This is a genomic window from Candidatus Defluviilinea gracilis (assembly GCA_016716235.1).
GTDB lineage: Bacteria > Chloroflexota > Anaerolineae > Anaerolineales > Villigracilaceae > Defluviilinea > Defluviilinea gracilis.
Map to the genome: position 1 here is coordinate 312,036 of JADJWS010000002.1, position 23,083 is coordinate 335,118.

General features: G+C 51.6%; 27 protein-coding genes. 16 read left to right on the top strand and 11 right to left on the bottom strand.

Annotated elements, in window-relative coordinates; translation table 11 throughout:
* Window positions 1-59: 59 nt before the first annotated feature.
* The 4 genes from IPM31_12350 to rplU all read right to left on the bottom strand — a co-directional run bounded on the left by IPM31_12350 (window position 60) and on the right by rplU (window position 2,308).
* A complete protein-coding gene (locus tag IPM31_12350; GenBank protein MBK9007773.1) occupies window positions 60-629 on the bottom strand; it encodes a thymidine kinase in 570 nt (189 codons plus the stop codon).
* 433 nt (window positions 630-1,062) lie between these two features.
* A complete protein-coding gene (rpmE, locus tag IPM31_12355) occupies window positions 1,063-1,530 on the bottom strand; it encodes a 50S ribosomal protein L31 (protein MBK9007774.1) in 468 nt (155 codons plus the stop codon).
* A gap of 1 nt (window position 1,531) precedes the next feature.
* Entirely contained in the window at window positions 1,532-1,792 is a 261-nt protein-coding gene (rpmA, locus tag IPM31_12360) for a 50S ribosomal protein L27 (GenBank protein MBK9007775.1), read from the bottom strand.
* A 9-nt stretch (window positions 1,793-1,801) separates the two neighbouring features.
* A complete protein-coding gene (gene rplU, locus IPM31_12365; GenBank protein ID MBK9007776.1) occupies window positions 1,802-2,308 on the bottom strand; it encodes a 50S ribosomal protein L21 in 507 nt (168 codons plus the stop codon).
* A gap of 471 nt (window positions 2,309-2,779) precedes the next feature.
* On the opposite strand from rplU, the gene IPM31_12370 reads away from it, so the two are divergent.
* Window positions 2,780-3,439: a transposase gene (locus IPM31_12370; GenBank protein ID MBK9007777.1), complete on the top strand. Its 660-nt coding sequence runs from the start codon at window positions 2,780-2,782 to the stop codon at window positions 3,437-3,439.
* A gap of 5 nt (window positions 3,440-3,444) precedes the next feature.
* Window positions 3,445-3,783: a transposase gene (locus IPM31_12375; GenBank protein MBK9007778.1), complete on the top strand. Its 339-nt coding sequence runs from the start codon at window positions 3,445-3,447 to the stop codon at window positions 3,781-3,783.
* A 44-nt stretch (window positions 3,784-3,827) separates the two neighbouring features.
* On the opposite strand, the gene IPM31_12380 is transcribed toward IPM31_12375, so the two are convergent.
* A complete protein-coding gene (locus IPM31_12380; GenBank protein ID MBK9007779.1) occupies window positions 3,828-4,298 on the bottom strand; it encodes a hypothetical protein in 471 nt (156 codons plus the stop codon).
* A gap of 186 nt (window positions 4,299-4,484) precedes the next feature.
* Here IPM31_12380 and IPM31_12385 point away from each other — a divergent pair, with 186 nt between their 5' ends.
* From IPM31_12385 to IPM31_12415, 7 genes are all read left to right on the top strand, one after another.
* Window positions 4,485-5,156, top strand: coding sequence for a dienelactone hydrolase family protein (locus tag IPM31_12385; GenBank protein MBK9007780.1), 672 nt, complete (start codon window positions 4,485-4,487; stop codon window positions 5,154-5,156).
* A gap of 165 nt (window positions 5,157-5,321) precedes the next feature.
* Window positions 5,322-7,397 carry a hypothetical protein gene (locus tag IPM31_12390; GenBank protein MBK9007781.1) on the top strand — a complete coding sequence of 692 codons (2,076 nt, stop codon included), beginning with the start codon at window positions 5,322-5,324 and terminating at the stop codon, window positions 7,395-7,397.
* A 156-nt stretch (window positions 7,398-7,553) separates the two neighbouring features.
* Entirely contained in the window at window positions 7,554-8,462 is a 909-nt protein-coding gene (locus tag IPM31_12395; protein MBK9007782.1) for a hypothetical protein, read from the top strand.
* A 166-nt stretch (window positions 8,463-8,628) separates the two neighbouring features.
* Window positions 8,629-9,492 (top strand): hypothetical protein, encoded by an 864-nt coding sequence (locus IPM31_12400; GenBank protein ID MBK9007783.1) that lies wholly within the window; start codon window positions 8,629-8,631, stop codon window positions 9,490-9,492.
* Window positions 9,461-10,009, top strand: coding sequence for a hypothetical protein (locus IPM31_12405; protein ID MBK9007784.1), 549 nt, complete (start codon window positions 9,461-9,463; stop codon window positions 10,007-10,009). Before IPM31_12400 ends, IPM31_12405 begins: the two co-directional genes overlap by 32 nt.
* A 1-nt stretch (window position 10,010) precedes the next feature.
* Window positions 10,011-12,488 (top strand): ATP-dependent helicase, encoded by a 2,478-nt coding sequence (locus IPM31_12410; protein ID MBK9007785.1) that lies wholly within the window; start codon window positions 10,011-10,013, stop codon window positions 12,486-12,488.
* A gap of 97 nt (window positions 12,489-12,585) precedes the next feature.
* A complete protein-coding gene (locus tag IPM31_12415) occupies window positions 12,586-12,912 on the top strand; it encodes a hypothetical protein (protein MBK9007786.1) in 327 nt (108 codons plus the stop codon).
* A 56-nt stretch (window positions 12,913-12,968) separates the two neighbouring features.
* On the opposite strand, the gene IPM31_12420 is transcribed toward IPM31_12415, so the two are convergent.
* Complete coding sequence (locus tag IPM31_12420; GenBank protein MBK9007787.1) at window positions 12,969-13,205, bottom strand: type II toxin-antitoxin system MqsA family antitoxin; 237 nt, start codon at window positions 13,203-13,205, stop codon at window positions 12,969-12,971.
* Window positions 13,202-13,525 carry a DUF4258 domain-containing protein gene (locus IPM31_12425; GenBank protein MBK9007788.1) on the bottom strand — a complete coding sequence of 108 codons (324 nt, stop codon included), beginning with the start codon at window positions 13,523-13,525 and terminating at the stop codon, window positions 13,202-13,204. Before IPM31_12425 ends, IPM31_12420 begins: the two co-directional genes overlap by 4 nt.
* A 400-nt stretch (window positions 13,526-13,925) precedes the next feature.
* Here IPM31_12425 and IPM31_12430 point away from each other — a divergent pair, with 400 nt between their 5' ends.
* The 3 genes from IPM31_12430 to IPM31_12440 all read left to right on the top strand — a co-directional run bounded on the left by IPM31_12430 (window position 13,926) and on the right by IPM31_12440 (window position 16,201).
* Window positions 13,926-14,162, top strand: coding sequence for a hypothetical protein (locus tag IPM31_12430; GenBank protein MBK9007789.1), 237 nt, complete (start codon window positions 13,926-13,928; stop codon window positions 14,160-14,162).
* A gap of 147 nt (window positions 14,163-14,309) precedes the next feature.
* Window positions 14,310-15,122, top strand: a complete 813-nt coding sequence (locus IPM31_12435; protein ID MBK9007790.1) for a hypothetical protein — start codon at window positions 14,310-14,312, stop codon at window positions 15,120-15,122.
* A gap of 251 nt (window positions 15,123-15,373) precedes the next feature.
* The gene (locus IPM31_12440; GenBank protein MBK9007791.1) at window positions 15,374-16,201 is read left to right on the top strand and encodes a DUF1186 domain-containing protein; all 828 of its coding nucleotides are present in this window, start codon (window positions 15,374-15,376) and stop codon (window positions 16,199-16,201) included.
* 161 nt (window positions 16,202-16,362) lie between these two features.
* Here the strand turns inward: IPM31_12440 and IPM31_12445 are convergent, their stop codons facing one another.
* From IPM31_12445 to IPM31_12455, 3 genes are read right to left on the bottom strand one after another with little or no spacing between them, the layout of a single operon-like run.
* Window positions 16,363-16,590: a DUF2283 domain-containing protein gene (locus IPM31_12445; protein MBK9007792.1), complete on the bottom strand. Its 228-nt coding sequence runs from the start codon at window positions 16,588-16,590 to the stop codon at window positions 16,363-16,365.
* 7 nt (window positions 16,591-16,597) lie between these two features.
* A complete protein-coding gene (locus IPM31_12450; protein MBK9007793.1) occupies window positions 16,598-16,831 on the bottom strand; it encodes a type II toxin-antitoxin system HicA family toxin in 234 nt (77 codons plus the stop codon).
* A complete protein-coding gene (locus IPM31_12455; GenBank protein ID MBK9007794.1) occupies window positions 16,828-17,049 on the bottom strand; it encodes a type II toxin-antitoxin system HicB family antitoxin in 222 nt (73 codons plus the stop codon). The genes IPM31_12450 and IPM31_12455 overlap by 4 nt, the downstream gene beginning before the upstream one ends.
* A gap of 103 nt (window positions 17,050-17,152) precedes the next feature.
* Between IPM31_12455 and IPM31_12460 the strand changes: the two genes are divergently transcribed.
* Entirely contained in the window at window positions 17,153-17,812 is a 660-nt protein-coding gene (locus IPM31_12460) for an MBL fold metallo-hydrolase (GenBank protein ID MBK9007795.1), read from the top strand.
* Here IPM31_12460 and IPM31_12465 read toward each other — a convergent pair.
* Window positions 17,806-18,858 (bottom strand): IS110 family transposase, encoded by a 1,053-nt coding sequence (locus tag IPM31_12465; protein MBK9007796.1) that lies wholly within the window; start codon window positions 18,856-18,858, stop codon window positions 17,806-17,808. The genes IPM31_12460 and IPM31_12465 overlap by 7 nt on opposite strands.
* A 307-nt stretch (window positions 18,859-19,165) precedes the next feature.
* On the opposite strand from IPM31_12465, the gene IPM31_12470 reads away from it, so the two are divergent.
* The 3 genes from IPM31_12470 (at window position 19,166) to mutY (ending at window position 23,065) form a co-directional block, all read left to right on the top strand.
* The gene (locus IPM31_12470; GenBank protein MBK9007797.1) at window positions 19,166-19,483 is read left to right on the top strand and encodes a hypothetical protein; all 318 of its coding nucleotides are present in this window, start codon (window positions 19,166-19,168) and stop codon (window positions 19,481-19,483) included.
* Window positions 19,484-21,922 carry a hypothetical protein gene (locus IPM31_12475; GenBank protein MBK9007798.1) on the top strand — a complete coding sequence of 813 codons (2,439 nt, stop codon included), beginning with the start codon at window positions 19,484-19,486 and terminating at the stop codon, window positions 21,920-21,922. It begins immediately after the preceding gene.
* 72 nt (window positions 21,923-21,994) lie between these two features.
* Window positions 21,995-23,065 (top strand): A/G-specific adenine glycosylase, encoded by a 1,071-nt coding sequence (gene mutY, locus IPM31_12480; GenBank protein ID MBK9007799.1) that lies wholly within the window; start codon window positions 21,995-21,997, stop codon window positions 23,063-23,065.
* The last annotated feature ends 18 nt before the right edge of the window (window positions 23,066-23,083 follow it).

Consider the following 23,083-nt stretch of genomic DNA (forward strand, 5'->3'; position numbering starts at 1 on the left):
ATCCGTCTCCAAATCTTGGCAGATTATACCGTCAACTTCGCATAAGATGCTTTATCGCGTTATCTCGGCACTTCGTGATGCTCACGACACCGCGCCTCATACATCTCTGACGCGCCGACGATGACAACGGGATCGTCAAATTTTGCGGGCTTGCCGTTGACCAGTCTCTGCGTGCGCGAGGCTTCGCCGCCGCAGACCATGCAGATCGCGTGGAGTTTATCCACCTCCTCGGCAATGGACATGAGGATCGGCATCGGACCGAACGGTTCGCCACGGAAGTCGGTATCCAACCCCGCCGCGATGACGCGGATTCCGCGTGACGCCAACTCGCGCGAGACGGGGACAACCTCAGGGTCGAAGAACTGCGCCTCGTCAATGCCGACGACGGTTGTATCCGAATCGATCTTGTTGATGATCTCCGTCGCTTTTTCGATGGGAATCGCGTCGAAGTCTGAGCCAGCGTGTGACGTGACCTTTTCCACTGCATAACGAATGTCAATTGCGGGCTTGAATACTTGCACCTTTTGCTTGGCGATCGTCGCGCGGACGAGACGGCGGATTAACTCATCCGTCTTGCCGCTGAACATCGAACCGCAGACTACTTCAATCGAACCGTGACTATGCTTCATTTTTATTATGAACCGCGAAGGTCATTGTTGGACGCAGATAAATGCTGACTAACGCTGACTAAAAAAGAAAAAATCTGCGTTTTTCTGCGCGCTACGCGGTCAGCGTCCCATTTCTTGGATGGAGTCTAATCTTCTTCGCGGTCTTCGCTCCTTCGCGGTAAGTATTTATATAACAAAACAGGCAGACGATTTCGCATCTGCCTGTAAGTTTACCTGAGAATAATCATTCTGCAAGCAATTTGTTTAGGGTAATCGCATTTGAAAATCTCGAGGCTCAAAACACGGTGTTTTGCCTTCGAATCCGCTAATCTGCGCGAATTTTTCCGAGAAAGGTTAGCGTGAATTCGTGAGGATTAGCGGACAAAAAATCCAAATGCGATTGCCCTAGCAATTTGTTTGTGATATTCAGCATATGATCTGCTGAACAACGACGTTACGCCGCCGCTTCGGGAAGTTCGTACCCCAGCGAGCGGAGTTTCTTCTTCGCCGCCGTGAGCGATGCCTGACCGAAACCAGCGATAGCCAACACCGCGTCGTTGCCGCCGTTCAACTTCTCAAGGAACTGACCGACGTTCGTAATTCCCGCCGCCTTCAACGCCTCATTCGCGCGAGCCGCGAGACCCAAATCCTCGATCTGGCGTTCGGGTGAACCCTTCAATTCTTCTTTGACCTTCTGTTGCTCGACATAATTCTGGCGGACAGACAACTTCTTATAGAAGCGATCCACCTGACCTTCGATGTCGAGCAGGCGCGAAGCCTCGCCCGTGAAGAATGGATGGCACTCGGCGCAGATGTCCACGCGGAATTCTTTTTTCGTCGAACCCGTCGTCCATGTGCGGCCGCACGAAGCGCAGGTCACTTTCGCGTCGGGGTAATAAGTTGGATGAATATCAGCCTTCATGTTACGCCTCCGCCTGCGGCACGACGTTGACGCGTTTCTTGCCGCGCACCACATCGAACATCACAACGCCGTTCGCGGTTGCGAACAACGTGTCGTCCTTGCCCGCGTCCACGTTCAAGCCCGGCGCGATCTTCGTGCCGCGCTGGCGCACCAAAATATTTCCAGAAAGCACGAACTGACCCGCGTAACGCTTCACGCCGAGTCTCTGCGCATTTGAATCTCGTCCGTTGCGGGTAGACCCGCCGCCTGTTTTATGTGCCATGGTTACCTCTTACTTCTTCTTTGACTCTGTCTTTTTCGTTGACGACTTCTTTGCGGGAGCCTTTTTTGCGGATGGCTTCGCCGCTTCTTTCGACGGTTTAGCCTGCTTCTCCGCCTTCGGCTTTGTCTCAGCCTCAACCGCTTCGACTTCCACTTCAGCCTGCTTCTCGACCTTCGGCTCTTCCACCTTGCGAGTCTCGCCCGGCTTGCCGATGAAGTCCACCATCAACAACGTGTACTGCTGGCGATGCCCGCCGCGCACGCGGATGCGTTTCTTCGGTCGGTACTTGAAGCGGTCAATTTTCGGACCACGGATGTGATCCATGACCGTGACCTTGACGTTGATGTCGCTCAGGGTGGGGGTGCCGACCACGACCTCGTCGCCGTCTGCCATGAGCAAGACGCGGTCAAGGTCGAATTTGTTTCCCGTTTCAACGGGCAGGCGATCCACTTCGATGGTTCGCCCTTCGACGGCACGGTACTGCTTGCCGCCGCTTTCAACGATTGCAAATCTCATTTTATTCTCCAGTCATTCACTTCGCCGCGCGCCTGCGGATGTCTTTCAATCGTCGCCTGCGAACGGGGAAGCTGGTTAGTTTACACACAACCGCCCCAGCGAATCCAACTGCTGAGGCAGAAGCGGGCAGATTATACATGCGGCTCGGGGATGTGTCAACGGGCGCGCGCATGTCACCCTGAGGGAGCGATAGCGACCGAAGGGTCTCGCACCTGACGGGGGATTCTTCGCTCCCTACGGTCGCTCCATTAGACTTGAAGTAGTATTGGAGTTGCCAAACAAGGGCTGAACAAGTCTAGAGCCGCTCACGAGGCAAACGCCGAGTCAAACTCAAATTCTGAAGCAGACCCAGCCCTTGTTGTGAACTATGCTTGATCAGGTATTCAAGCCTGAAAGGCTAGTAATGGAGAATGCACGTTCACAAGTTGGCAAACCCAATACCCAAGTCCAAAAGAGGTTCAGAATGACAACATTTGTATCCTTTGTAGGTGTCGATATTGCATCCGCTTCTTTCATACCAGTGTTGGAACACAGCCTTGGAAAGTCACGGTCAAACCAACGAAATTCGAGAATGACGAAAATGGTTTCGTCTCCTTTCTCGGCTGGTTGCAGGAACACAACCTGAAGACCGAAAGCACCGTGGTGTGTATGGAAGCGACAGGCGTCTATAGTGAAGGCTTGGCATACTTCCTATATGCCAGTGGTTATTCGGTGGCGGTCGAACCGCCGTTGAACATCCAGCGCAAGTTTCCTGTGAACGCTTCCAAAACCGATGAACTGGACTGCCAGTATATCGCCGAGTATGCCTGCCGCTATGCGGACAAACTCTCCTTGTGGAAACCGAGAGCCGAGATTTTGGAGCAAGTCAAGCTACTGTTGACCACGCGCCAGCACTTTTCGGTACAGTTGACGGGACATAAGAACGCCTTGCACGCGATCCACCGCAAGAAGGTCTCGTCTGAACTTGCCAAGCACTCTCACCAGAACATGATCGAGCAGATTACCAAGTCCATCAAAGAGATCGATAAGGAAATCCGTCGTTTGATTGAAAGCGATCCAACCTTCAAACAGACCCTGCTCTTGCTCATGACGGTGCTGGCATCGGGCTGCAACTCGCCGCTCACTTACTGATCCTCATGCAGGAAACACTCGATCCAAGAAGTTTGGCGGCTTTCATCGGCATCTGCCCGATCAAGCATGAAAGTGGCTCTTCCGTCTACTCGGCTCCAACTTCACGACACTTTGGGCCCAAAGTTACGCAAACTCCTTTATCTGGCGGCTGCTCCGTGCGTACGCACAAAAAGCAGTTTCAGCAATACTTTTACCGCAAAGTCGCGGATGGCAAGCACAAAAACTGGTCCTCAACAACATCCAAAACAAGATCCTCAAGATTGCTTGTGCTGTCGTCCGCTCGCAACAACCCTACCTTCCCAACTATGTTGCTGTCAATCCCCTGGTTTTTCAAAAAACCTTGACGGCTTCATAGTATTCAGAATGACATGCAGAAAGAAGCGGGGTTTTATCCCTTCGGCAAGATCGAAGTGAGAGTCCGCGTCACGCTCTGCAATGCGACCGCGTGTCCCTTGATCTTGTTCACGTCGCCCGTCTTCAAACCCGATTGCACCTCGGTGATCGTCTTCGATGTGGAGGCTTGATTGTCAATGATCTTTTGCGTAATGGCTTCGAGATTGATGAGCAGTTGCAAAATATTTTTCGGGATGATCGGCAAGCCCTTCGCGATGGGGAGCAAGCCGTCGAGGATGTTGTTGGCGATGCCCGCGTATTTCACCGTGAGCGTGTGAAGCGAGCCGATTGAGTTGGTCAGTTCGAGCGCGATCTCCTGAATGGCGTCGATCATGTTCTTGTGGTCTTGGATCATCTTGCCGATGTCGTTGAGCGAGTCGGTGAGTTTGTCTGAAAACTTCACATACGACACGGGCTTGGCTGGCACAACTCCGACTCTTGCAGTGGGTCTGATGGTGGTTGGCATGGGGATCTCCTTGAGGTTGAATTTTCGCAACTATACTTTAATTTGAAGTTGAACACAACTTTAATTCGGCAGTTGAATTTGGTACACTTAACGGGTGGGAACACGATGTGTTCCGTTCAACGCAGATGGCGGCAGTTTTCCGACTGACGCGCCGGAAACAGAATCCACTTCATAAGGATGAAACTCATGAGCGAATTCGTTCAACTTGGCAAAGCGCGGGGATACCTAACGAAACCGGAGGGCGCGGGACCCTTTCCGGCGTTGGTCGTGATTCAAGAATGGTGGGGGTTAGACGCGCAGACGAAATCCATTGCCGATCGTTTTGCAAAAGAAGGCTATCTCGCTTTCGCGCCCGATCTGTATCATGGCGAAATCGCCGAACTTGGCGACAACGATACAGCCGAGGCGCTCTTGCATAAACATGTGCCGCAGTCTCCCGGCGAACTCGCCTCCGCGTTTGACGCGCTGAAAGCCCGCGCCGATTGCTCGGGGAAGGTTGGAAGCGTCGGCTTTTGTTTCGGCGGACACATGTCGCTTGCGCTCAGCGTCTTGCGCCCGGTGGACGCGGTCTGCACGTTTTACGGCGGCGGAATGCAAATGATTTTCGACGACCTGCGCCGCAGTCTCAAAGCGCCTGCGCTCGGTCTCTTCGGCGACGCCGACGAATCGATCCCGGTGGGCACGATAGAAGAGTTCGATAAACTTCTCGATGAAGTCGGCGTGGAGCATGAGGTGGTCGTATACCCAAATTCGGGACACGCCTTCTTCCGCGATAGCGACCCCAGCGTCTATAAACCCGAAGCCGCGAAAGACGCCTGGGAGCGCGCGAAGAAATTCTTCGCAAAACATTTGAATTGAAACCCCGGTACACAACGAAAGCAAGTTCTCGACGCGGTTGCGCTGTGTCGAGGCTGACGCGCCGATGTACCGGCTGTTCACAGATGATTGCAGACCGCCGACACTCGATAGCCAGTCGGCGGTCTTTTCATTGACAGATTATCGCCCTTATCGTACCCTCGCTTCATGCCGACCCTCAACCTGCTTCAACAGCGGATCATTGATTCGCCCCTCGACTCAAAGCTCTTCGTCAGCGGTCCCGCAGGGACGGGCAAAACCACCGCAGGCGTCGAGCGGATGCGTCACTTGCTTGCGCAGGGCGTGCCTGGCGAATCGATTCTCATGCTCACCCCGCAGAGAAGTTTGCAAGAACCATATCTCGATCTGCTCTACAGCCCCGAACGACGCGCGGGCGGCGATGTGACTCCCGCCACGATCGGCGGTTTGGCGCGACGCACGTGCGATCTGTTCTGGCCCCTCGCGGGCGAAGCGGCAGGATTTGCAAACCCGACTCAACCGCCAGTTTTCCTCACACTCGAAACTGCGCAATATTACATGGCGCATCTCGTCCGCCCGTTGTTGGATGAGGGTTATTTTGAATCGGTGACGATAGACCGCAATCGCTTGTATTCCCAAATTATTGACAACCTCAACAAAGCCGCCGTGATCGGTTTTAGTCACACCGAGATCGGATCAAAACTCGACTTGTCGTATTTCGGCGATCCTGCTCAACGCCGCGTTTATCAAGACGCCCAAGATTGCGCGAATCGCTTCCGCCAATATTGCCTTGACCATAACTTGCTCGATTTTTCCCTCCAACTCGAAGTCTTCGCAAACACGATGTGGAAGCAAGACATTGTGAAAGATTACCTCGTCAGAAATTATCGCCACCTGATCTACGACAACGTGGAAGAGGATGGTCCTCGTGCGCATGAGATCATCGCCGAATGGAGCGCGGACTTCGAGTCCGCCTTACTGATTTACGATGAAGGCGCAGGCTTTCGCTTCTTCCTCGGCGCGGACGTGTACACAGGCTTGCAACTGCGCGAAGTGTGCGATGAACAAATCCAATTGCAAGAAAGTTTTGTGATGTCGGAGGGCGTGGCGGAGTTGAGCGATGGGTTGGTAGAGGCGATTGTTCCGAATCTTGAGTCAAAAGTTGAAGGTCACAGGTCATCTGAATCGCTCTCTATTATTCAAGCACGTTTTTACCCTGAACTGCTCGACGCTGTCGTTAACGAAATCCAGTCTCTAGTCTCTAGTCATCTAATCTCTCCCTCTGAAATCGTAGTCCTCGCTCCCTACCTCTCCGACGCCTTGCGCTTCTCCATCACGCACAGGCTCGAAGCGAAAAACATCCCCTGGCGTTCGCATCGTCCATCGCGCTCGTTGAATGAGGAACCCGCTTCCCACGCGTTGATCACGCTTGCCGCGCTGGCGCATCCGCATTGGAACATCCCCCCGCCAAAATTTGACGTGGCGTATGCGCTGATGCAGTCCATTGACGGACTTGACCTCGTCCGCGCGCAGTTGCTGACGGATATTGTCTATCGTCAACGCGACCTGCGGCTTTCGCCGTTTGAAGAGATCAAATCCGATGTTCAGGAGCGAATCACTTACTCAATTGGCAGTCGCTACTCGACGCTTCGAAATTGGATCGAGGAATATCGCGCGTCGAATGTGTTGCCGCTCGATCATTTCTTCCGCAAGATGTTTGGCGAGGTGCTGTCGCAAGTTGGATTCGGTTATCACCGCAACTTTGACTCGGTCCGCGTGGCGGCGAGTTTGGTTGAGTCGGTGAAGAAGTTTCGTTTGGCTTTAGACCTAACAGGTTTTGAAAACCTGTTAGGTCTCGGAAAAGAATACATCCAAATGCTTCACGATGGCGTGATCGCCGCGTCGTATCTCGAAGGCTGGCAGAATGAAGACAAGGACGCGGTTCTCGTCGCGCCCGCGCACACCTTCTTGATGATGAACCGCCCCGTCACGATTCAGTTCTGGCTCGATGCGGGTTCAAGCGGATGGTACGAGCGACTCGCCCAGCCGCTCACGCATCCGTACGTGTTGAGCCGCGAATGGGGAGAGGGTCGCCAGTGGACGGATGCGGATGATGTGCAATACAGCAAAGAGGCGATGGCGCGCTTGGTGTCGGGATTACTTCACCGTTGCCGCGAACGAGTCTATTTGGGAATCTCCGAATTGGGCGAAAGCGGATTTGAAGGACGCGGCGAATTGTTGCGCGCGTTTCAGAAAGTTTTGTGAAAGGTAGGTGACAGTCACTTCGAAAGCGACTGTCACCTTTAGGATACCTAGATGAATAAAAAATATTTGCTCATGACCATTTCGATTCTTCTGTTGGCTTGCAGTATTACTGGAACCCCGACGATTGTTTCTCCCGTTGAACCAAGCCCGACTTCGATCATCCCGCCGATTGATTCAACTTCTACGCCGCCTCCCTCGACGGGCGGACCGACTCTCGCCAACTGTCCGATGTTCCCCGCGAACAATTACTGGAACGCGCGTGTTGACTCGCTTCCCGTCCACCCGCAATCTGATTCGTGGATCGACAGCATCGGTCGCGGCGAAGGCTTCCACATGGACTTCGGCTCGGGCGAGTGGGACGGCGGTCCGATTGGAATCCCATATAACATCGTAACAGCCTCAGCCGTCCCGAAGTTTGAACCGGAGTTTTATTATCCCAAAGAATCCGACCCGGGACCGTATCCGATCCCGGAGAATCCAAATACCGAATGGGGGAGCGATCATCACATTTTGGTTGTGGATACTGAGACGTGCAGGTTATATGAAACATACGACATGAGTTTCGACGGCGGCTTGTGGAGCGGCGGCTCGGGTGCGATCTGGGATCTGAACTCTAACGCCCTGCGCCCCGACACGTGGACTTCTGCCGACGCGGCAGGCTTGCCGATCTTGCCTGGCTTGGTTCGATATGATGAAATTGTCGCGGGAGAAATTAAGCACGCGTTGCGTTTTACAGTTGAAGATACGGCAGGATACATCTGGCCCGCGCGGCATCAGACATCCGATCCGCAAAACGGAATCCCGCCGATGGGCGCGCGTTTCCGCTTGAAAGCGGATTATGACATTTCAGGTTTCCCGCCTGAGATGCAAATCTTGTTGCAGGCGATGAAAACTTATGGCATTGTATTGGCAGATAACGGCTCGAACTGGTACGTCAGCGGCGCGCCCGATGAACGCTGGGACAATGACATGCTCCATTTGTTAGATGTGTTGACGGGCGATGATTTCGAGGTGGTGGATACGTCTGTGTTGATGGTGGATGAGGATTCAGGAGAAGCGAAATGAGTTCCAAGTTTCAGGTTTCAAGTGTCACGTACCCCCTCTCCCTGTGGGAGAGGGTTGGGGTGAGGGAGAAATCCCACCGTGCGGGCAACGGGATGTGCGCCATCATGCCCTGAATGAGTATAAAGTGCTATAAATGACGGTTCAGAGAAAAATCGAGGAGAATGATATGGGTAGTAGATTTCCACCAAGTACGAATCAAAAAAGGTCGCAAAGAAACCTACTCAGGGCATTGTTTACCCATGCTGATTTAAGAAAACGACTTTTTGCAACATTAGCACTTGTAATATTATTTAGATTTTTACTAAACGTTCCTTTACCCGGAATAACGATTACCTCCAATGAGGCGTACGAGAATCTTGGTTCTGGAAATAACCTATATTTATTAGTAGAGTTTATTGGTATGTTATCTGGCGGGTCATTACTTACGCTTTCTGTCCTAGCATTGGGTTTATTTCCTTACAATGCATCCAGTGCTTTGTTGACATTATTAATGCCGCTTCTTCCGTCTTTTCAACGAGAGGTTAAAGAAAATCCTTGGACAGCAAGCCGTATATTTACTCGCTGGAATCTATTTTTAGCCATTCCAATTGCAATTTTAGAATCTTTCTTTTTGTTCTTCCTTATTTCTCCTAATTGCCAAGGAAAGTTTTTCATACTTGAAAACTCAGGAACACAGTCTAGTATCATACTAACTGTGACAACCATATCAATACTTGTAGCGGGTTCATTCTTCGCGGTGTGGATTTCGGAATTAATTAGCCATTACGGTATCAAAGGGCAGGGAAATGCTATTCTGGTAACCAGTAACATTATTGCTGGATTTTCTAGTGAGATCATCAAGCTGGTGAATTCGCAACTCCATGTGGGACCCATTAGTTTTTACTTTGTTCTACTTCTCGGAAGTATATTAATAGTTATTTATCTGTTGTTAGGTCGCCGTAATATACCTGTAGTGTATTTTGAAAAAAAAACAAGAGTTTGTTGGGCTAAGAAGAGGAGTGAAATTTCCGACACCATCTCTACCTCTTAGGTTGACACTAGGACAAGATGGGCTTGTTGGTGGTCATTTGCTTATTGCACTTACTGTATTCTATATGCCTTTGCTTACATGCTCACGCATAAGTTGGTTGAACAATATTGCTTATAAGGCAATCTCGTTTTTCCATGAAAACAATTTGCTATTGGGATTAATTACTTTCTTGGTTGTTGCAATGTTTACTTACTACTATGCCGATGTAGCCTTTAAAAATCAAAATTATGGAGAAGGCCTACGAAAGATGAGAGGCCAAATACCAACGATTAGTTCAAATGCCGTCGCGGGGCGTTATCTTCATGCTGTTAATAAGCGTATCACTTTTGCTCCAGCGGTTTTGTTAGCAACATTGGCAATTGCTCCCTGGCTTTTTGGGATTATAACAAGTGTTTCCATATCTTTCCTAGATGGAGAGAAGCTGATCATAATTGTTTCTACAATAGTGGCATCTTATTCTTTTATTGAGGCAGACTTACAGTTACATAGTTATCAAGAAAGTTTAATTGTAGGCTAATATGCTCTTTACCCCTCGTCCCTCCCAACAACAAATCCTCCTCTACGATGGCGGAAGGCTTGGCATTGCCGCTGTCCCTGGCGCGGGGAAGACGCACATTCTCTCGGCGTTGGCGGCGAAGATTATTCAAAGCGGCACGCTTCAAGATGAACAAGAAGTGCTGATTGTTACACTGGTAAATTCAGCGGTGGACAATTTCAAGAATCGTCTCGAAAGTTTTTTTGATAACAAACTTGCATCATTATACAAATATCGCGTGCGCACATTGCATGGGCTGGCGCATGACATTGTCCGCGAGAAGCCTGCGAGCGTGGGGCTCGAAAATCGTTTCAGCATCATTGACGAGCGTGAGGCGGGTTTCATCCGCCGCGAGTCGGTCAATGCGTGGCTGGCGAATCACTCACTGGATGAATACCTCGACCCCGCGCTTGATCAATCGAAAACGGATTGGGTCAAACGTCAGCAACTACCTGATCTTTTGGATTCCCTCGCCTTAGCATTTATCCGCTCCTCGAAAGATCGCCTCATCACTCCCGAAAGCCTGCGTACCAAACTCGACTCTTCTCCCACGCCTCTGCCTCTCGCCGAACTCGGCTGGAGCATCTACGCGGACTACCAACGCGCCCTCGTCTATCGCGGCGCAGTGGATTTCGACGATTTAATTCGTCTCGCGTTGACCTTGCTCGAAAACGACGAAGAGTATCTCGCGCGTCTTCAATATCGCTATCCGTTTATTTTGGAGGATGAAGCGCAGGATTCGAGTCGGACGCAGGAGAGGATACTTTCACTATTAAGTGGCGGCTTCCTCCCTGAGCGGAGCCGTAGCGATAGCGGAGGCGCAGACGAAGGGCATATTGTTGGCGACCTCGCGCTTCGACTGCGCTCCTCGGAGAACACTCGTCGCTCCGCTCAGCGCGGAGAGTTGGAAGGGAATTGGGTCCGCGTCGGCGACCCGAACCAAGCCATCTTTGAGACGTTTACAACTGCCTCGCCTGAACTTTTGCGCGCGTTCATTCAGAACAACCCAAGTGTAGACATGCCCGAGTCGGGACGGTCACAGCCGTCTATTTTGGCGTTGGCGAATCATCTCATTGACTGGGTGATGGAGTCGCATCCCATCCCTGAAGCGCGGACGGCGTTGTCGGTGCCGCATATTGTCCCTGTGCCTGAGGATGACCCGCAACAGAATCCGCCCGACGACCCTGAGGCGATCAAGTTCATCAGCAAGAAATACACGCCCGACGAAGAGCTCGAAGCGGTGGTCAAATCGGTGAAGGGATATGTTGACTCGATCTGGGATTTCCCCGATGACGATAAGCCGACGATTGCGATCCTTGTCCCGCGCAACCAACGCGGCGTGGATGTGGTCAATGCGTTGCGGCAAAAGGGAATCGAGCCGATAGAGTTAATTTCAAGCACATCCGAAACACGCGCGGCGGCGGGGTCGTTGAGTTATTTGTTGGCGTATTTGGCTGATCCGAGTTCTGCGAAGAAGTTGTCGAAGGCGTATGAGGTGTGGAGGAGAGACTGGCGTGAAGGCATGTCGTTGCGAGCGCAAGTTGCGAAGCAATCTCCTGAAGATGAGGAGAATGCTGAAAACGAGGGGGTTGCTTCGACGGAAGAGCATCGTCTCGCAACGACATCTGGTGGCGAGGAGATTGCTTCGTCGCAACAAACACTCCTCGCAATGACATCGACTCTTCTGCGCAAGATGGTTGATGTGGAAAACTTCGTCGCGCCGCAAAATGCCGACGACTGGCTGTCAGCCGTAAGGGCGAATGAAGCGGAGCAAGTCATCCAAGAGTTAAACGCGTTCCGAGTCGTCATCCAGAGATGGTTGAGCGCGGTGACGCTTCCGATCGATCAGTTGGTGTTGACGCTGGCGCAGGATGTGTTCAGCGAGGCGTCGGATCTGGCGCTGGCGCATAAACTCGCGCTGGTGTTGCGGAGCGCGGCGGACGATCACGCGGATTGGCGACTGCCTGAGTTGACGGCGGAACTGGCGGTGATCGCGAAGAATGAACGGCGCTTCATCGGGTTCTCGTCGGACGATTCGGGCTTTGACCCCGAACGCCATCGCGGACGGGTGGTGGTGACGACGATGCACAAGGCGAAGGGACTGGAGTGGGACCGCGTCTATTTGATGTCGGTCAATAATTATGACTTCCCATCGGCGATGCCAAATGACCGTTTTATTTCAGAGCGTTGGTTCGTGCGGAGCGGGTTGGACTTGACGGCGGAGGCGTTGGCGCAGTTGAGCGCGTTAGAGTCGCGGGGCGAATACGACTGGTACGAAGAAGGCGCGGCGACGATGCGCTCGCGGCTGGATTACGTGAAGGAACGCCTGCGCCTGTTGTATGTGGGCATCACGCGCGCGAAGCGGGAGTTGATCGTCACGTGGAATTCAGGTCGGCAGGGGGATGCGACGCCGTCCCTGGGGTTGAGTGAGTTGATGGGGTGGCGGGAGGGGAAAGGATGAAGTCGGAAGGATGAAGGATGAATTGGCACCCCGAGTCGAATTCATTCGACTTTTATGAACTGAGGAAGGACTTCAGTCCGCCGATTCGGAAGAAACCATGAAAAAATTTTTAGGCACGTGGAATATCATCGAAATGGACGAGTGGGATGCAATGTACCTGCACATGGAAACGCAAGCCTATATCAGGGTGGATCGAAAAGGCTATGGCGAATTTCATTTTGGGCTTGTCCAAGCGAGCATTCACGGAGAAATGGAAGAGTTCGGCGGCGAAAAACGGTTCTCTTTCACATTTGAGGGAAACGATGAGGGTGAATTATTGTCTGGTGACGGCTGGCTTAAAGTGATTGACGAAAATTTGTTACAAGGGTTTATCCGATTCCATTCTGGAGATAGTTCGTTGCTCAAAGCAGAGCGAAGGAAATGAAAAATGGATTCGAAGAACAAAAAAACTCGGAGAATTCGTCTCCGAGTTTTGGTTTCTTACGCGGGCATATAGGCGGTCACTTCCACTTGTCTGTGACGTTTGCGCGCGTCATTGACGGTTATTTCAAGGCGCTCGGCGGTTTCGTCGGCGATCCAGTCTGTGCCGCATTGTTCACAAACGAGGGCTGGCACATTGCGGACAACAACCACCCCGAAGCCGAGATCAACAGTGAACGTGGTTGTGCCTTTTACTTTTGACCCACCACAAATGGGACAGGTATTTTTGGCGCTCATGGTTTCCTCCGAGTTCGATAGTCCGATTCAAATATATCCAGACTGGGTTCGTAGGCGGTGATGACGGCAACTTCTCCGTCAGGTTCGAGGGACAAGACAACATGAATGGGGCGTTTCTTATCCCAGCCAAACATCAACACGGTCGGCTTTGGGCGGTCGGCAGAATAATCCTCGATGACTTCGCCGTTCGATGCGATGTCCAAAACGATAGCGCGACTCAAATCGCGTTCCAGCATCCGCTCGAGGGCGTGTCTGCGCCAGATAATCTTTCGCTGGAGAATTGATTTACGAAGTTGGGCAATATCGAATATCTCAGACACAATTTGATTTTACCAGATGGTGGTGATTGAATCAGTGTGTTGGTTTGACCTCACCCAGATAAACACGATTTTTGCCATGTCAGCTTGCCTCTCTCCCTTGGGAGAGGGCGTTGAGTTGACTTCTTTTCTGGCTGATGATGTTGTTGAGTTTCCAAGGAAAAGTTTTGTTTGAGGATGTCTGGGCTTCTCTCTTGGGGAGACTCCGCGATGGGCGTTTTCAATTCTGCAATTCACCCCCGAAATTATTGAATCTCATTCATCTTGTAGTACAATCAGCATTGAAAGAGTTTGACAATTTTGTTCCTGTCTGTGCCATGGGGAAGGGATGGTCATCAAGAAACGAAATCTCGAAAACTCCAAACTGAGTCCGCTTTATTTTTTACTCTCTATGGAGACCCGCATGCGCAATCCGAAAACAAAATTCGACCTGCAATGGAAAGTGTTCCGCAGTCGTTCCACTGAATGGTGGAGTCTGCTAGCTGAGCATGACCTGAAAAAAATTGACAAGGCAGACGACAAGCAGAATCGATTCGTCACCCTGCTTCAAGTCAAATATGGGTATACCCGTCAGCAAGCGCAGGAGGAGATCAACAACCGCTGGATGGCGTTTTACATGGCGAGAAAAGTCGCTGGGTAATAACTTACGGCTAAAATAAAATGAAAGCGGTCTCGGATGCGCATCCGAGACCGCTTTATGTTTCTACTGGTAGAGGAAGTTGGGCTATATCATCAAGTGGTCTGGAAAATTTGGCTTGCCAATTGAAAATGCCGTTATACTTCGGTCATGGAAAAAGCGGAACTTGCGATTGCCGCTAAGAAACTTGCCCGCCTAGGTGCGGACTTTCAAGTAACCGTTATCACCGATAGGGATGATGAAATTACGCTCGGCAATTCCGCACAGAAAGCAGGGACATGGTCGCTCGCTGAATTAGATAAACTGCACGCCTCGATTTCCTTGCTGGCGAATGCGTTTGGCGGAAGCGAAAATCTCCTCAACAATGTAGGAAACGTCACCGTGAAAAAAGGAAGCATCGGCTCGCACGGCGGGGAAGCCTTGCATGGACAAGTCACGTTTTCCAACACCGGTTCATTCACCTCATGGACAGTCGTCCACGAATTTGCTCACATCTGGGATGAGCGCAGCGGCTGGGAGTTATCCCGTCAACTCGAACGATATACCGGCGGGCACACCTCTCGATTTTTCTCGTGGGCGAAAAAGTTTTTCAGGCTTGCCGATCTAAACGGCTTCGTCAAAGCGGAGGAACCCGGCAAACGCGGACGCAAACCCGGCTGCAACGCGCGCGGCTACTTCTACGGCGACAAACCCAGCGGCTCGAACTGGGCATTCAACCGCGTGGAAGATTTCGCCGAGTCGGTGGCAATGTACGTTGGCTGGGGAAACGACAACCCCTTGCGCGAACAGGCACACGCAAGAATCTCCCGCTACGAACTCGCGGACGGTGAGATTGATCCGTACTTTCGGATGAAGGATAACTGGGCAGAGTACAAGAAGTACTTTTATCCCGAAGGCGGGGATTACTCGAAGACGAAGAGGTGGATGTTTGTGGAGGAGAAGGTGAAGATGGAAGGGTTGTAAATTTTCTTGATGAGTTTATTCTTGCCCATCCTGTATCATTCTCTGTATTCGAGGTGTGAAATCTAGAAGTCTCAATAACAGATGTTACGCAGTTAAAGTCAGTTTAGTTTTTGCAATGCGACATTCATGTCGCTCTTGTGCAAGAACGACTGGGAAAGCGACACGCTTCGCGGTCTCGCATTATGACCTCTAGTGCGTAAGGCGAGTCAATAAAAAATTAATGTATTGCAACAATATCCGATGGAAAAGCCATGACAAACTCCTATACCCAACCGGTCTCGGAACTTCTAAAACTTGGGAGGCCAGAACGCCCCTGGCTTGATTATTCAACTTTGGGTTTCACTCACGAAGATATTCCAGAGTTGCTTCGACTTGTCAAAGATAACAATCTCCGCTATCTCGACCTGCCTGAAGACTTTCCTGAAGATGAAGATTTGCCAGACTGGTACGGGCAAATTCACGCCTGGCGCGCGTTGGCTCAACTCAAAGTTGAAGAAGCGATTCCCGCCGTGCTTGGAATCCTCCGCCAAATTGACGAAGACGATGACGATTGGTTAACCTCCGATGCGCGTCTCGTCTTTGGTACGTTGGGTCCGGTCGCTATCGAACCATTGAAGAGATTTCTGGCGGATGAGAATAACCCCATGTATGCTCGCGTGGAAGCAAGCATGTCGCTAGTCGAAATCGGGAACCGCTACCCCGAAGAACGCGTGCGCTGTATTCAAGGCATTACGGTGGTTCTTGAGAAATACGAAACCAACGACGAAGAGTTTAATGGCTTCCTCGTCAGCAGGTTGATCGACGCGAAGGCAGTAGAGCAAATCGAATTAATCAAGGGGGCGTTTGAAGCAAACGCGGTGGATGAATTTATCAACGGTGACGTGGAGGATGTTCAGATTGAGCTAGGCTTGCTCGAAAAACGGATCACGCCTGAGCGGCCATTGCGTTTTGGCAATTTTCCTTTGGCGGCCGATGTGCGTGTCGAGATGGCGTCTAAATCGCGTCAGACGGAACATAAACAAAAAAACAAGCGCAAACAGGAAAAGAAATCGCGCAAGAAAAATCGCAAGCGAAGATGATACCCATCCCGACCTGACTTTAACCAGCCTCTCTCTTCATCGAAATCACCTGGTACGGACATTCTTGTTTCCGCCTCACCGAGCGCAACACGGGAATGGCGACTTCAGAAGACGTGTAAAATTGAAAAACGTCCGACGAATTTTCGTCGGACGTTTTGTTTCTACACTTTCGCGCCTGCGATGTGCAAGTCGGCAAGGGGCAGGGAAGTTGTCTCCAGCCGTGAGAGGTCAACAATCTTGCTGGCGCGGTCAATGTCAATGCCGACGATATTGCCTTGCGCGTCAAAATCCACCACAACGCCCGGGGCGACTTCTTGTGAATCGGAACTGGTCTTTGCGGAAAGATCGATGTAAAGCGAATCGGTTTCAGGGTAGTAGTTGAATTTCATATTCAACCTAAAGTTCTTCAAGTAATTCCACAAACTCATCAGGAGAAACGGAGACTTCCCGCAGTATCTCGCGCATAAGTGGCCGAGCAATATCCCTGTGTCCATGATTGGGGAGCGTGGTAGTTCTGCCGTCAGTGTGGCGATAGAAAACGTGACTCCCCTTCTGGCGCACAGCAGCAAACCCAAGCCGACGGAGGATTTTGTCCATCGTCTTGAAATTTGCCATTGGCAGTTTGCTCATACGGCAACTTCTACCTGCTGCGTACCAACGAAATGAAAAGTTGCATCGGCAAGTTCCGGGTTTTCTTCAAGGCACAATTCCAATACTTCCTGTAAATTGCGCTGTAATTCATCCAGAGTCTCGGCTTGGGTGTGCGCGCCCGGCACGTTGGGTATGATGCCTACATATAATTTGCTATCATCGTCGTACTCCACAAAAGCGGTAAATGTTTTTTTCATTGTTGCTCCTGTTGCCAAAAGAATTATACCATTTGGAAATCCAACGATTATTCTCCCAGCCCTGCGGCTTGCATTATAATTCCCCCTCGGAGACCTCTCATACATGGAAATCACCTGGTACGGACATTCTTGTTTCCGCCTCACCGAGCGCAACTATGCGACGGTGGTGACGGATCCATTCGACAACAAATCCATCGGCTATTCGGCGCTCAAACTCAAATCGGATATCGTCACGGTCAGCCACGACGCGCCCGGTCACAACAACGTGGACGCGGTCAAAGGCGCGTCGCATGTCATTGATGGCGCGGGCGAATTCGAGATCGGCGGCGTCTTCGTCACCGGCGTGTCAACCGACGGCGGCGGGGCTGGCAAGAAGAAGGGCAAAGGCTCGCCCAACAACACCATCTACGTTTTCGATTACGATGGCATCACCGTCGCGCATCTCGGCGACCTCAAGCAAACGCCGACTCAATCCGAGATCGAATCGCTTGGCACGATCAACGTCGCGCTCGTCCCCGTCGGCGGGGGAGGCGGACTCAACGCGGCGAAAGCGGCGGAGGTCATCAGCCTCATCGAGCCGAATCTTGTTATCCCGATGCACTATTCCACTCCGGCAGTCAAACTCTCGCTTGACTCGCTCAGCAAGTTTGTCAAAGAGATGGGACTGTCGAAGCCGGAGACCCAGCCGTCCCTGAAGGTGACGCGCTCCGCTCTCCCCAGCGAAACCCACGTCGTCGTGTTGGAATATCAGGCGAGTCAATAAAGCCATGTCATTCTGAATACTATGAAGCCGTCAAGGTTTTTTGAAAAACCAGGGGATTGACAGCAACATAGTTGGGAAGGTAGGGTTGTTGCGAGCGGACGACAGCACAAGCAATCTTGAGGATCTTGTTTTGGATGTTGTTGAGGACCAGTTTTTGTGCTTGCCATCCGCGACTTTGCGGTAAAAGTATTGCTGAAACTGCTTTTGTGAGTACGCACGGAGCAGGCCGCCAGATAAAGGAGTTTGCGTAACTTTGGAGGTCCAAAGTGTCGTGAAGTTGGAGCCGAGTAGACGGAAGAGCCACTTTCATGCTTGATCGGGCAGATGCCGATGAAAGCCGCCAAACTTCTTGGATCGAGTGTTTCCTGCATGAGGATCAGTAAGTGAGCGGCGAGTTGCAGCCCGATGCCAGGCACCGTCATGAGCAAGAGCAGGGTCTGTTTGAAGGTTGGATCGCTTTCAATCAAACGACGGATTTCCTTATCGATCTCTTTGATGGACTTGGTAATCTGCTCGATCATGTTCTGGTGAGAGTGCTTGGCAAGTTCAGACGAGACCTTCTTGCGGTGGATCGCGTGCAAGGCGTTCTTATGTCCCGTCAACTGTACCGAAAAGTGCTGGCGCGTGGTCAACAGTAGCTTGACTTGCTCCAAAATCTCGGCTCTCGGTTTCCACAAGGAGAGTTTGTCCGCATAGCGGCAGGCATACTCGGCGATATACTGGCAGTCCAGTTCATCGGTTTTGGAAGCGTTCACAGGAAACTTGCGCTGGATGTTCAACGGCGGTTCGACCGCCACCGAATAACCACTGGCATATAGGAAGTATGCCAAGCCTTCACTATAGACGCCTGTCGCTTCCATACACACCACGGTGCTTTCGGTCTTCAGGTTGTGTTCCTGCAACCAGCCGAGAAAGGAGACGAAACCATTTTCGTCATTCTCGAATTTCGTTGGTTTGACCGTGACTTTCCAAGGCTGTGTTCCAACACTGGCCATGAAAGAAGCGGATGCAATATCGACACCTACAAAGGATACAAATGTTGTCATTCTGAACCTCTTTTGGACTTGGGTATTGGGTTTGCCAACTTGTGAACGTGCATTCTCCATTACTAGCCTTTCAGGCTTGAATACTGATCAAGCATAGTTCACAACAAGGGCTGGGTCTGCTTCAGAATTTGAGTTTGACTCGGCGTTTGCCTCGTGAGCGGCTCTAGACTTGTTCAGCCCTTGTTTGGCAACTCCAATACTACTTCAAGTCTAATGGAGCGACCGTAGGGAGCGAAGAATCTCCTCGCCACGAGCAAGACTCTTCGTCGCCTAAATGCGGCTCCTCAGAGTGACATAAAAGGAAACAATGGCAGTTAAAGTTTTGATGACATGGGACATCGCCGGCGACCGCGATCAGGAATATTTCGAATTCATCATCGGCGAATTTATTCCCGGCGTGCAGCGCCTCGGCTTGCAACCCGCCGAAGCGTGGGCGACCATCTACGGCTCGTACCCGCAAATTCAAGTCGGCTTGCTCGCCGCAGACATGGTCGAAGCGCGGCGCGTCATCGATTCGCCCGACTGGGCGATCTTGCAGGATAAACTCTTCGGCTACGTCAAAAATTTTTCATACAAAGTTGTGCAAGCGCGCAGTGGATTTCAATTCTATTCGCCGAACAATTAAATGAAATCGCGTTGGTTCTATTTTTTATGCTCAATCGAGGGCGCGGTCGCACTGGTCGCGCTCCTTTTGATTCCATCCGAAGGCGCGAGTCTTTCACCCGCGCGACTCGCCCTCAGCGCCATCATTTTTTCTTTGATGCTGATGTCGGCATGGTTCGCCTTTCGCCCGCCTCAACTTGATCGCCTCGCGCGGACCTCTCTCATCCTCCTCGTCACGCTTCTCTCTCTGACGTTCAGCCTGATCCTGTTTCTTTTGCGTTATCTCAACCCCGAAGCTTTTCTCCCGCTCTACACGCGACTCAGTCCGCTATTGTGGTATCTGCTCGCGCTCTCGATTCAATTCGCCCTCTACCTCCTCCACCTCAAAAACGGATTCCACCTCGACGCGCTCAAACAAAACAAACCAATCTTTGTTGCTTCATTTGCCGTTTTTGCTCTTTTGCTCCTCTTGCTCCTATTTGTCTCCCTCTCCAAACTCGGCATCACCAAAGACACCGCCTACTGGGGCGAACCCGGCGTCCCGATTCTTGGCTGGCAATTCCTCCTCTCCATCCTCCTCGGCGCCACCATCCTCATTTACCAATTACGCAATTACACAATTACCAATTACCAATTACCAATTACAAAATTCTCCAATTCTCCAATTCTCAATTTTCTTCTACCCCTCGCTATCTACCTCACCGCCTCCACCCTCTGGCTCTCCGTTCCAGTTGATTCGCTGAAAAACAGTTTCTACGCGCCCATCACGCCTCCATATACAACTCCCTTCCCATATTCCGACGCGGGATTTTACGACTACCTCTCTCAATCCCTGCTCATCGGCACGGACTATCTCGGCAACATCGCACCGCGTCCCTTGTATGTGACCTTCCTCGCCGCGCTCCATTTTCTGTTCGGGCAGGACTACGTCAAAGTCATCGCCGCGCAGACGTTGGTGTTCGCGTTGTTCCCCGTTGCGTTGTATTTTCTCGGAGCGAAACTCCACTCCCGCGCCGCCGGTGTGACGGTCGCCCTCTTCGCCATCTTCCGCGAGCTCACCACGCTGTGGATCTCCTCCAACACGCGCACCGCCAGTACGAAGATGTTCATCACCGATTTCGCCACCTCGATGGGGATCGCATTCGTGATGCTCGTCGTCATCCGTTGGCTTGAACGCCGCGACATGAAGTCGGCGATCATCGCAGGCGGATCGTTCGGGCTATTGCTGTTGCTCCGCACGCAATCGCTGATCTCCTTGCCATTTGTCTTCATCCTTGCATTCTTTGCTTATCAAAGAAAGATGAAAAATTGGTTCCTCGCTTGCGTCACCTTTGGCTTGGTGATGACCGCGACCATTACGCCGTGGCTGATTCACAATTATCGAATCGTCGGTCAATTCGCTTTCGACGATCCTTCGCAGATGGCGGTCATTTTTTCGCAATATTCCTTTGAAGGGAATTTGGATATCAGCCAGTTCGATTTTGAAAAGGAAAGCCTCGGGAATCGCCTGCTCACGTTCACGCTTGAAAACCCCGGCTTCGTGGCTGGCTTCGTGACGAATCACTTCCTCAACACCGAGATCGGCGGATTGCTCTCTTTGCCCCTCATCGAACCCTTCAACGGACTCCGCGCCCCGGTCAATTTATATTGGATCGAGTGGAACGGGACTCTCGAATGGTATAACTTCGCGCTGGTCATTTTCTATCTCGCGGTCATCGCCATCGGCATTGGCGCATCGTGGAGTCGCTTCAAATGGGCCGGGTTGACTCCGCTGGCGTTCAGCGTTGGCTACGCATTAGCGAACGGCATCTCGCGCTTTTCCTCGTGGCGATATAACCTGCCCATTGACTGGATCGTCTACTTCTACTTCGGCATCGGCGCGATTGAAATTTTGGTTTGGTTTGCGTCTCTTTTTGGGGCGAATGTTTCAAATCTAAAAGTTCTTGACGCAGTTGCACTGAGTCAAAGTGAGCGGCGTGATATACCAAGTAAATCAAAACATGCTATTCTTATCGTCGCATTTGTTTTGGCTGGTTCACTTCCCTGGCTTGCGGAAGGGATCGCCCAGCCGCGTTACACGTCAACAGCCGATGAATTGAAAACGCGGGTAATTCTCCAAGACTCGTCTGTGGAAGAATTTTTATCTCAGCCAAATTCTATAATTCTCGAAGGTGAGTTGCTTTATCCGCGCTTCTTCCGCCGCAATGACGGGATTTTTTCCACAACCCCATGGGCGATCTACTCCGTCCGTGATTTTTCGCGGCTTGGGTTTATTGTCTTGAACACCGGCGCTCATAGTGTCATCTTCCCCGCAGACCAGCCCGTCAAATTGACTCACGGCGCGGATGTGATCGTGGTCGGATGCCAACGCGCAAATTACATCGAAGCGCGTTGGCTTTTCTTCCCTAAATTGGATGAGGCGTATCAAGCGGAAGCATTAAACGAATCGTGTAATCCATAATATGCCTGACTCTGTGGTTTCGATACGCCCTTCGCTAGTGCTTCGGGCTACTCAACCACCATTTGTTTCCAAATGCCCCATTTCTCCACTCACCTCTTAAACTGGTACCACAAAAACAAACGGACTCTCCCATGGCGCGGACATCGTAATCCCTACGCCGTGTGGGTCTCCGAGATCATGCTCCAGCAAACGCGGGTGGAGACGGTGATTCCCTATTTCAAAAAATGGATGAAGTTGTTTCCGAATGTACGCGCGTTGGCAAAGGCCTCCGAGCGGGAGGTGTTGAACGCGTGGGAGGGACTCGGCTATTACAGCCGCGCGCGAAACTTCCACAAAGCCGCGAAGATCGTGGTTGATGAATATGGCGGGAAACTTCCGCGCGATGTGGATGAACTGTGGAAATTACCGGGCATTGGACGCTATACGGCAGGCGCGTTGGCTTCGATTATCTTCGGCATAGACGAGCCTGCGCTCGATGGCAACTTGAAACGAGTCTATGCGCGGCTGTTCGATGTGAAGAGGCCCGTCAATTCAACGGAGGGGGAGAAATTACTCTGGAAAATCGCATACGAGAATTTACCCAAAGGCAGAGCGGCGGATTTCAACCAAGCTTTGATGGATTTAGGCGCGACAGTTTGTGTGCCGAAGAACCCGCGCTGTGAAGTTTGTCCGCTGGCGAGGGATTGCAAAGCGAAGGCGCGAGGTGTTCAGCATTTGCGACCGGTGAAGGTGGCGAAGAAAATTGTGCCGCATTACGTCCACGCGGCGGCGGTGATTGTGGAGCGAATTGCTAATTCGCTCTACGTGTTGCTAGCGCAACGCCCATCGAAAGGATTGCTCGCCGGGATGTGGGAATTCCCCAGCGCGCGAGTCGAAGGCGACGCGGCTGGGGAGGTCGAGTCCGCTCTGAGGGCGGCATACAGGTTGAAGGTCAGAATGAAGCGAGGTCTATATCCCCTTGCAGTTGTGGAGCATACGTATTCGCATTTCAAAGTCACCGTCTACGCGTTTCGATGTGATGTATCGTCAAAAGCGATGGGCGAAAATTTGAAATGGATTCGGTTGAAAGATTTGGGGAAGTATCCGATGGGGAAAGTTGATCGGGCGATTGCGAGGAAAGTAAAAAGTGACAGTCACTTTTGAAGTGACTGTCACTTTGTT

Coding starts and splice junctions, on each gene's coding strand:
- IPM31_12350 (MBK9007773.1), bottom strand. CDS start 629: ATGAAGCATAGTCACGGTTCGATTGAAGTAGTCTGCGGTTCGATGTTC.
- rpmE (MBK9007774.1), bottom strand. CDS start 1,530: ATGAAGGCTGATATTCATCCAACTTATTACCCCGACGCGAAAGTGACC.
- rpmA (MBK9007775.1), bottom strand. CDS start 1,792: ATGGCACATAAAACAGGCGGCGGGTCTACCCGCAACGGACGAGATTCA.
- rplU (MBK9007776.1), bottom strand. CDS start 2,308: ATGAGATTTGCAATCGTTGAAAGCGGCGGCAAGCAGTACCGTGCCGTC.
- IPM31_12375 (MBK9007778.1), top strand. CDS start 3,445: ATGCAGGAAACACTCGATCCAAGAAGTTTGGCGGCTTTCATCGGCATC.
- IPM31_12380 (MBK9007779.1), bottom strand. CDS start 4,298: ATGCCAACCACCATCAGACCCACTGCAAGAGTCGGAGTTGTGCCAGCC.
- IPM31_12385 (MBK9007780.1), top strand. CDS start 4,485: ATGAGCGAATTCGTTCAACTTGGCAAAGCGCGGGGATACCTAACGAAA.
- IPM31_12390 (MBK9007781.1), top strand. CDS start 5,322: ATGCCGACCCTCAACCTGCTTCAACAGCGGATCATTGATTCGCCCCTC.
- IPM31_12400 (MBK9007783.1), top strand. CDS start 8,629: ATGGGTAGTAGATTTCCACCAAGTACGAATCAAAAAAGGTCGCAAAGA.
- IPM31_12410 (MBK9007785.1), top strand. CDS start 10,011: ATGCTCTTTACCCCTCGTCCCTCCCAACAACAAATCCTCCTCTACGAT.
- IPM31_12415 (MBK9007786.1), top strand. CDS start 12,586: ATGAAAAAATTTTTAGGCACGTGGAATATCATCGAAATGGACGAGTGG.
- IPM31_12420 (MBK9007787.1), bottom strand. CDS start 13,205: ATGAGCGCCAAAAATACCTGTCCCATTTGTGGTGGGTCAAAAGTAAAA.
- IPM31_12430 (MBK9007789.1), top strand. CDS start 13,926: ATGCGCAATCCGAAAACAAAATTCGACCTGCAATGGAAAGTGTTCCGC.
- IPM31_12435 (MBK9007790.1), top strand. CDS start 14,310: ATGGAAAAAGCGGAACTTGCGATTGCCGCTAAGAAACTTGCCCGCCTA.
- IPM31_12440 (MBK9007791.1), top strand. CDS start 15,374: ATGACAAACTCCTATACCCAACCGGTCTCGGAACTTCTAAAACTTGGG.
- IPM31_12445 (MBK9007792.1), bottom strand. CDS start 16,590: ATGAAATTCAACTACTACCCTGAAACCGATTCGCTTTACATCGATCTT.
- IPM31_12450 (MBK9007793.1), bottom strand. CDS start 16,831: ATGAGCAAACTGCCAATGGCAAATTTCAAGACGATGGACAAAATCCTC.
- IPM31_12455 (MBK9007794.1), bottom strand. CDS start 17,049: ATGAAAAAAACATTTACCGCTTTTGTGGAGTACGACGATGATAGCAAA.
- IPM31_12460 (MBK9007795.1), top strand. CDS start 17,153: ATGGAAATCACCTGGTACGGACATTCTTGTTTCCGCCTCACCGAGCGC.
- IPM31_12465 (MBK9007796.1), bottom strand. CDS start 18,858: ATGACAACATTTGTATCCTTTGTAGGTGTCGATATTGCATCCGCTTCT.
- IPM31_12470 (MBK9007797.1), top strand. CDS start 19,166: ATGGCAGTTAAAGTTTTGATGACATGGGACATCGCCGGCGACCGCGAT.
- IPM31_12475 (MBK9007798.1), top strand. CDS start 19,484: ATGAAATCGCGTTGGTTCTATTTTTTATGCTCAATCGAGGGCGCGGTC.
- mutY (MBK9007799.1), top strand. CDS start 21,995: ATGCCCCATTTCTCCACTCACCTCTTAAACTGGTACCACAAAAACAAA.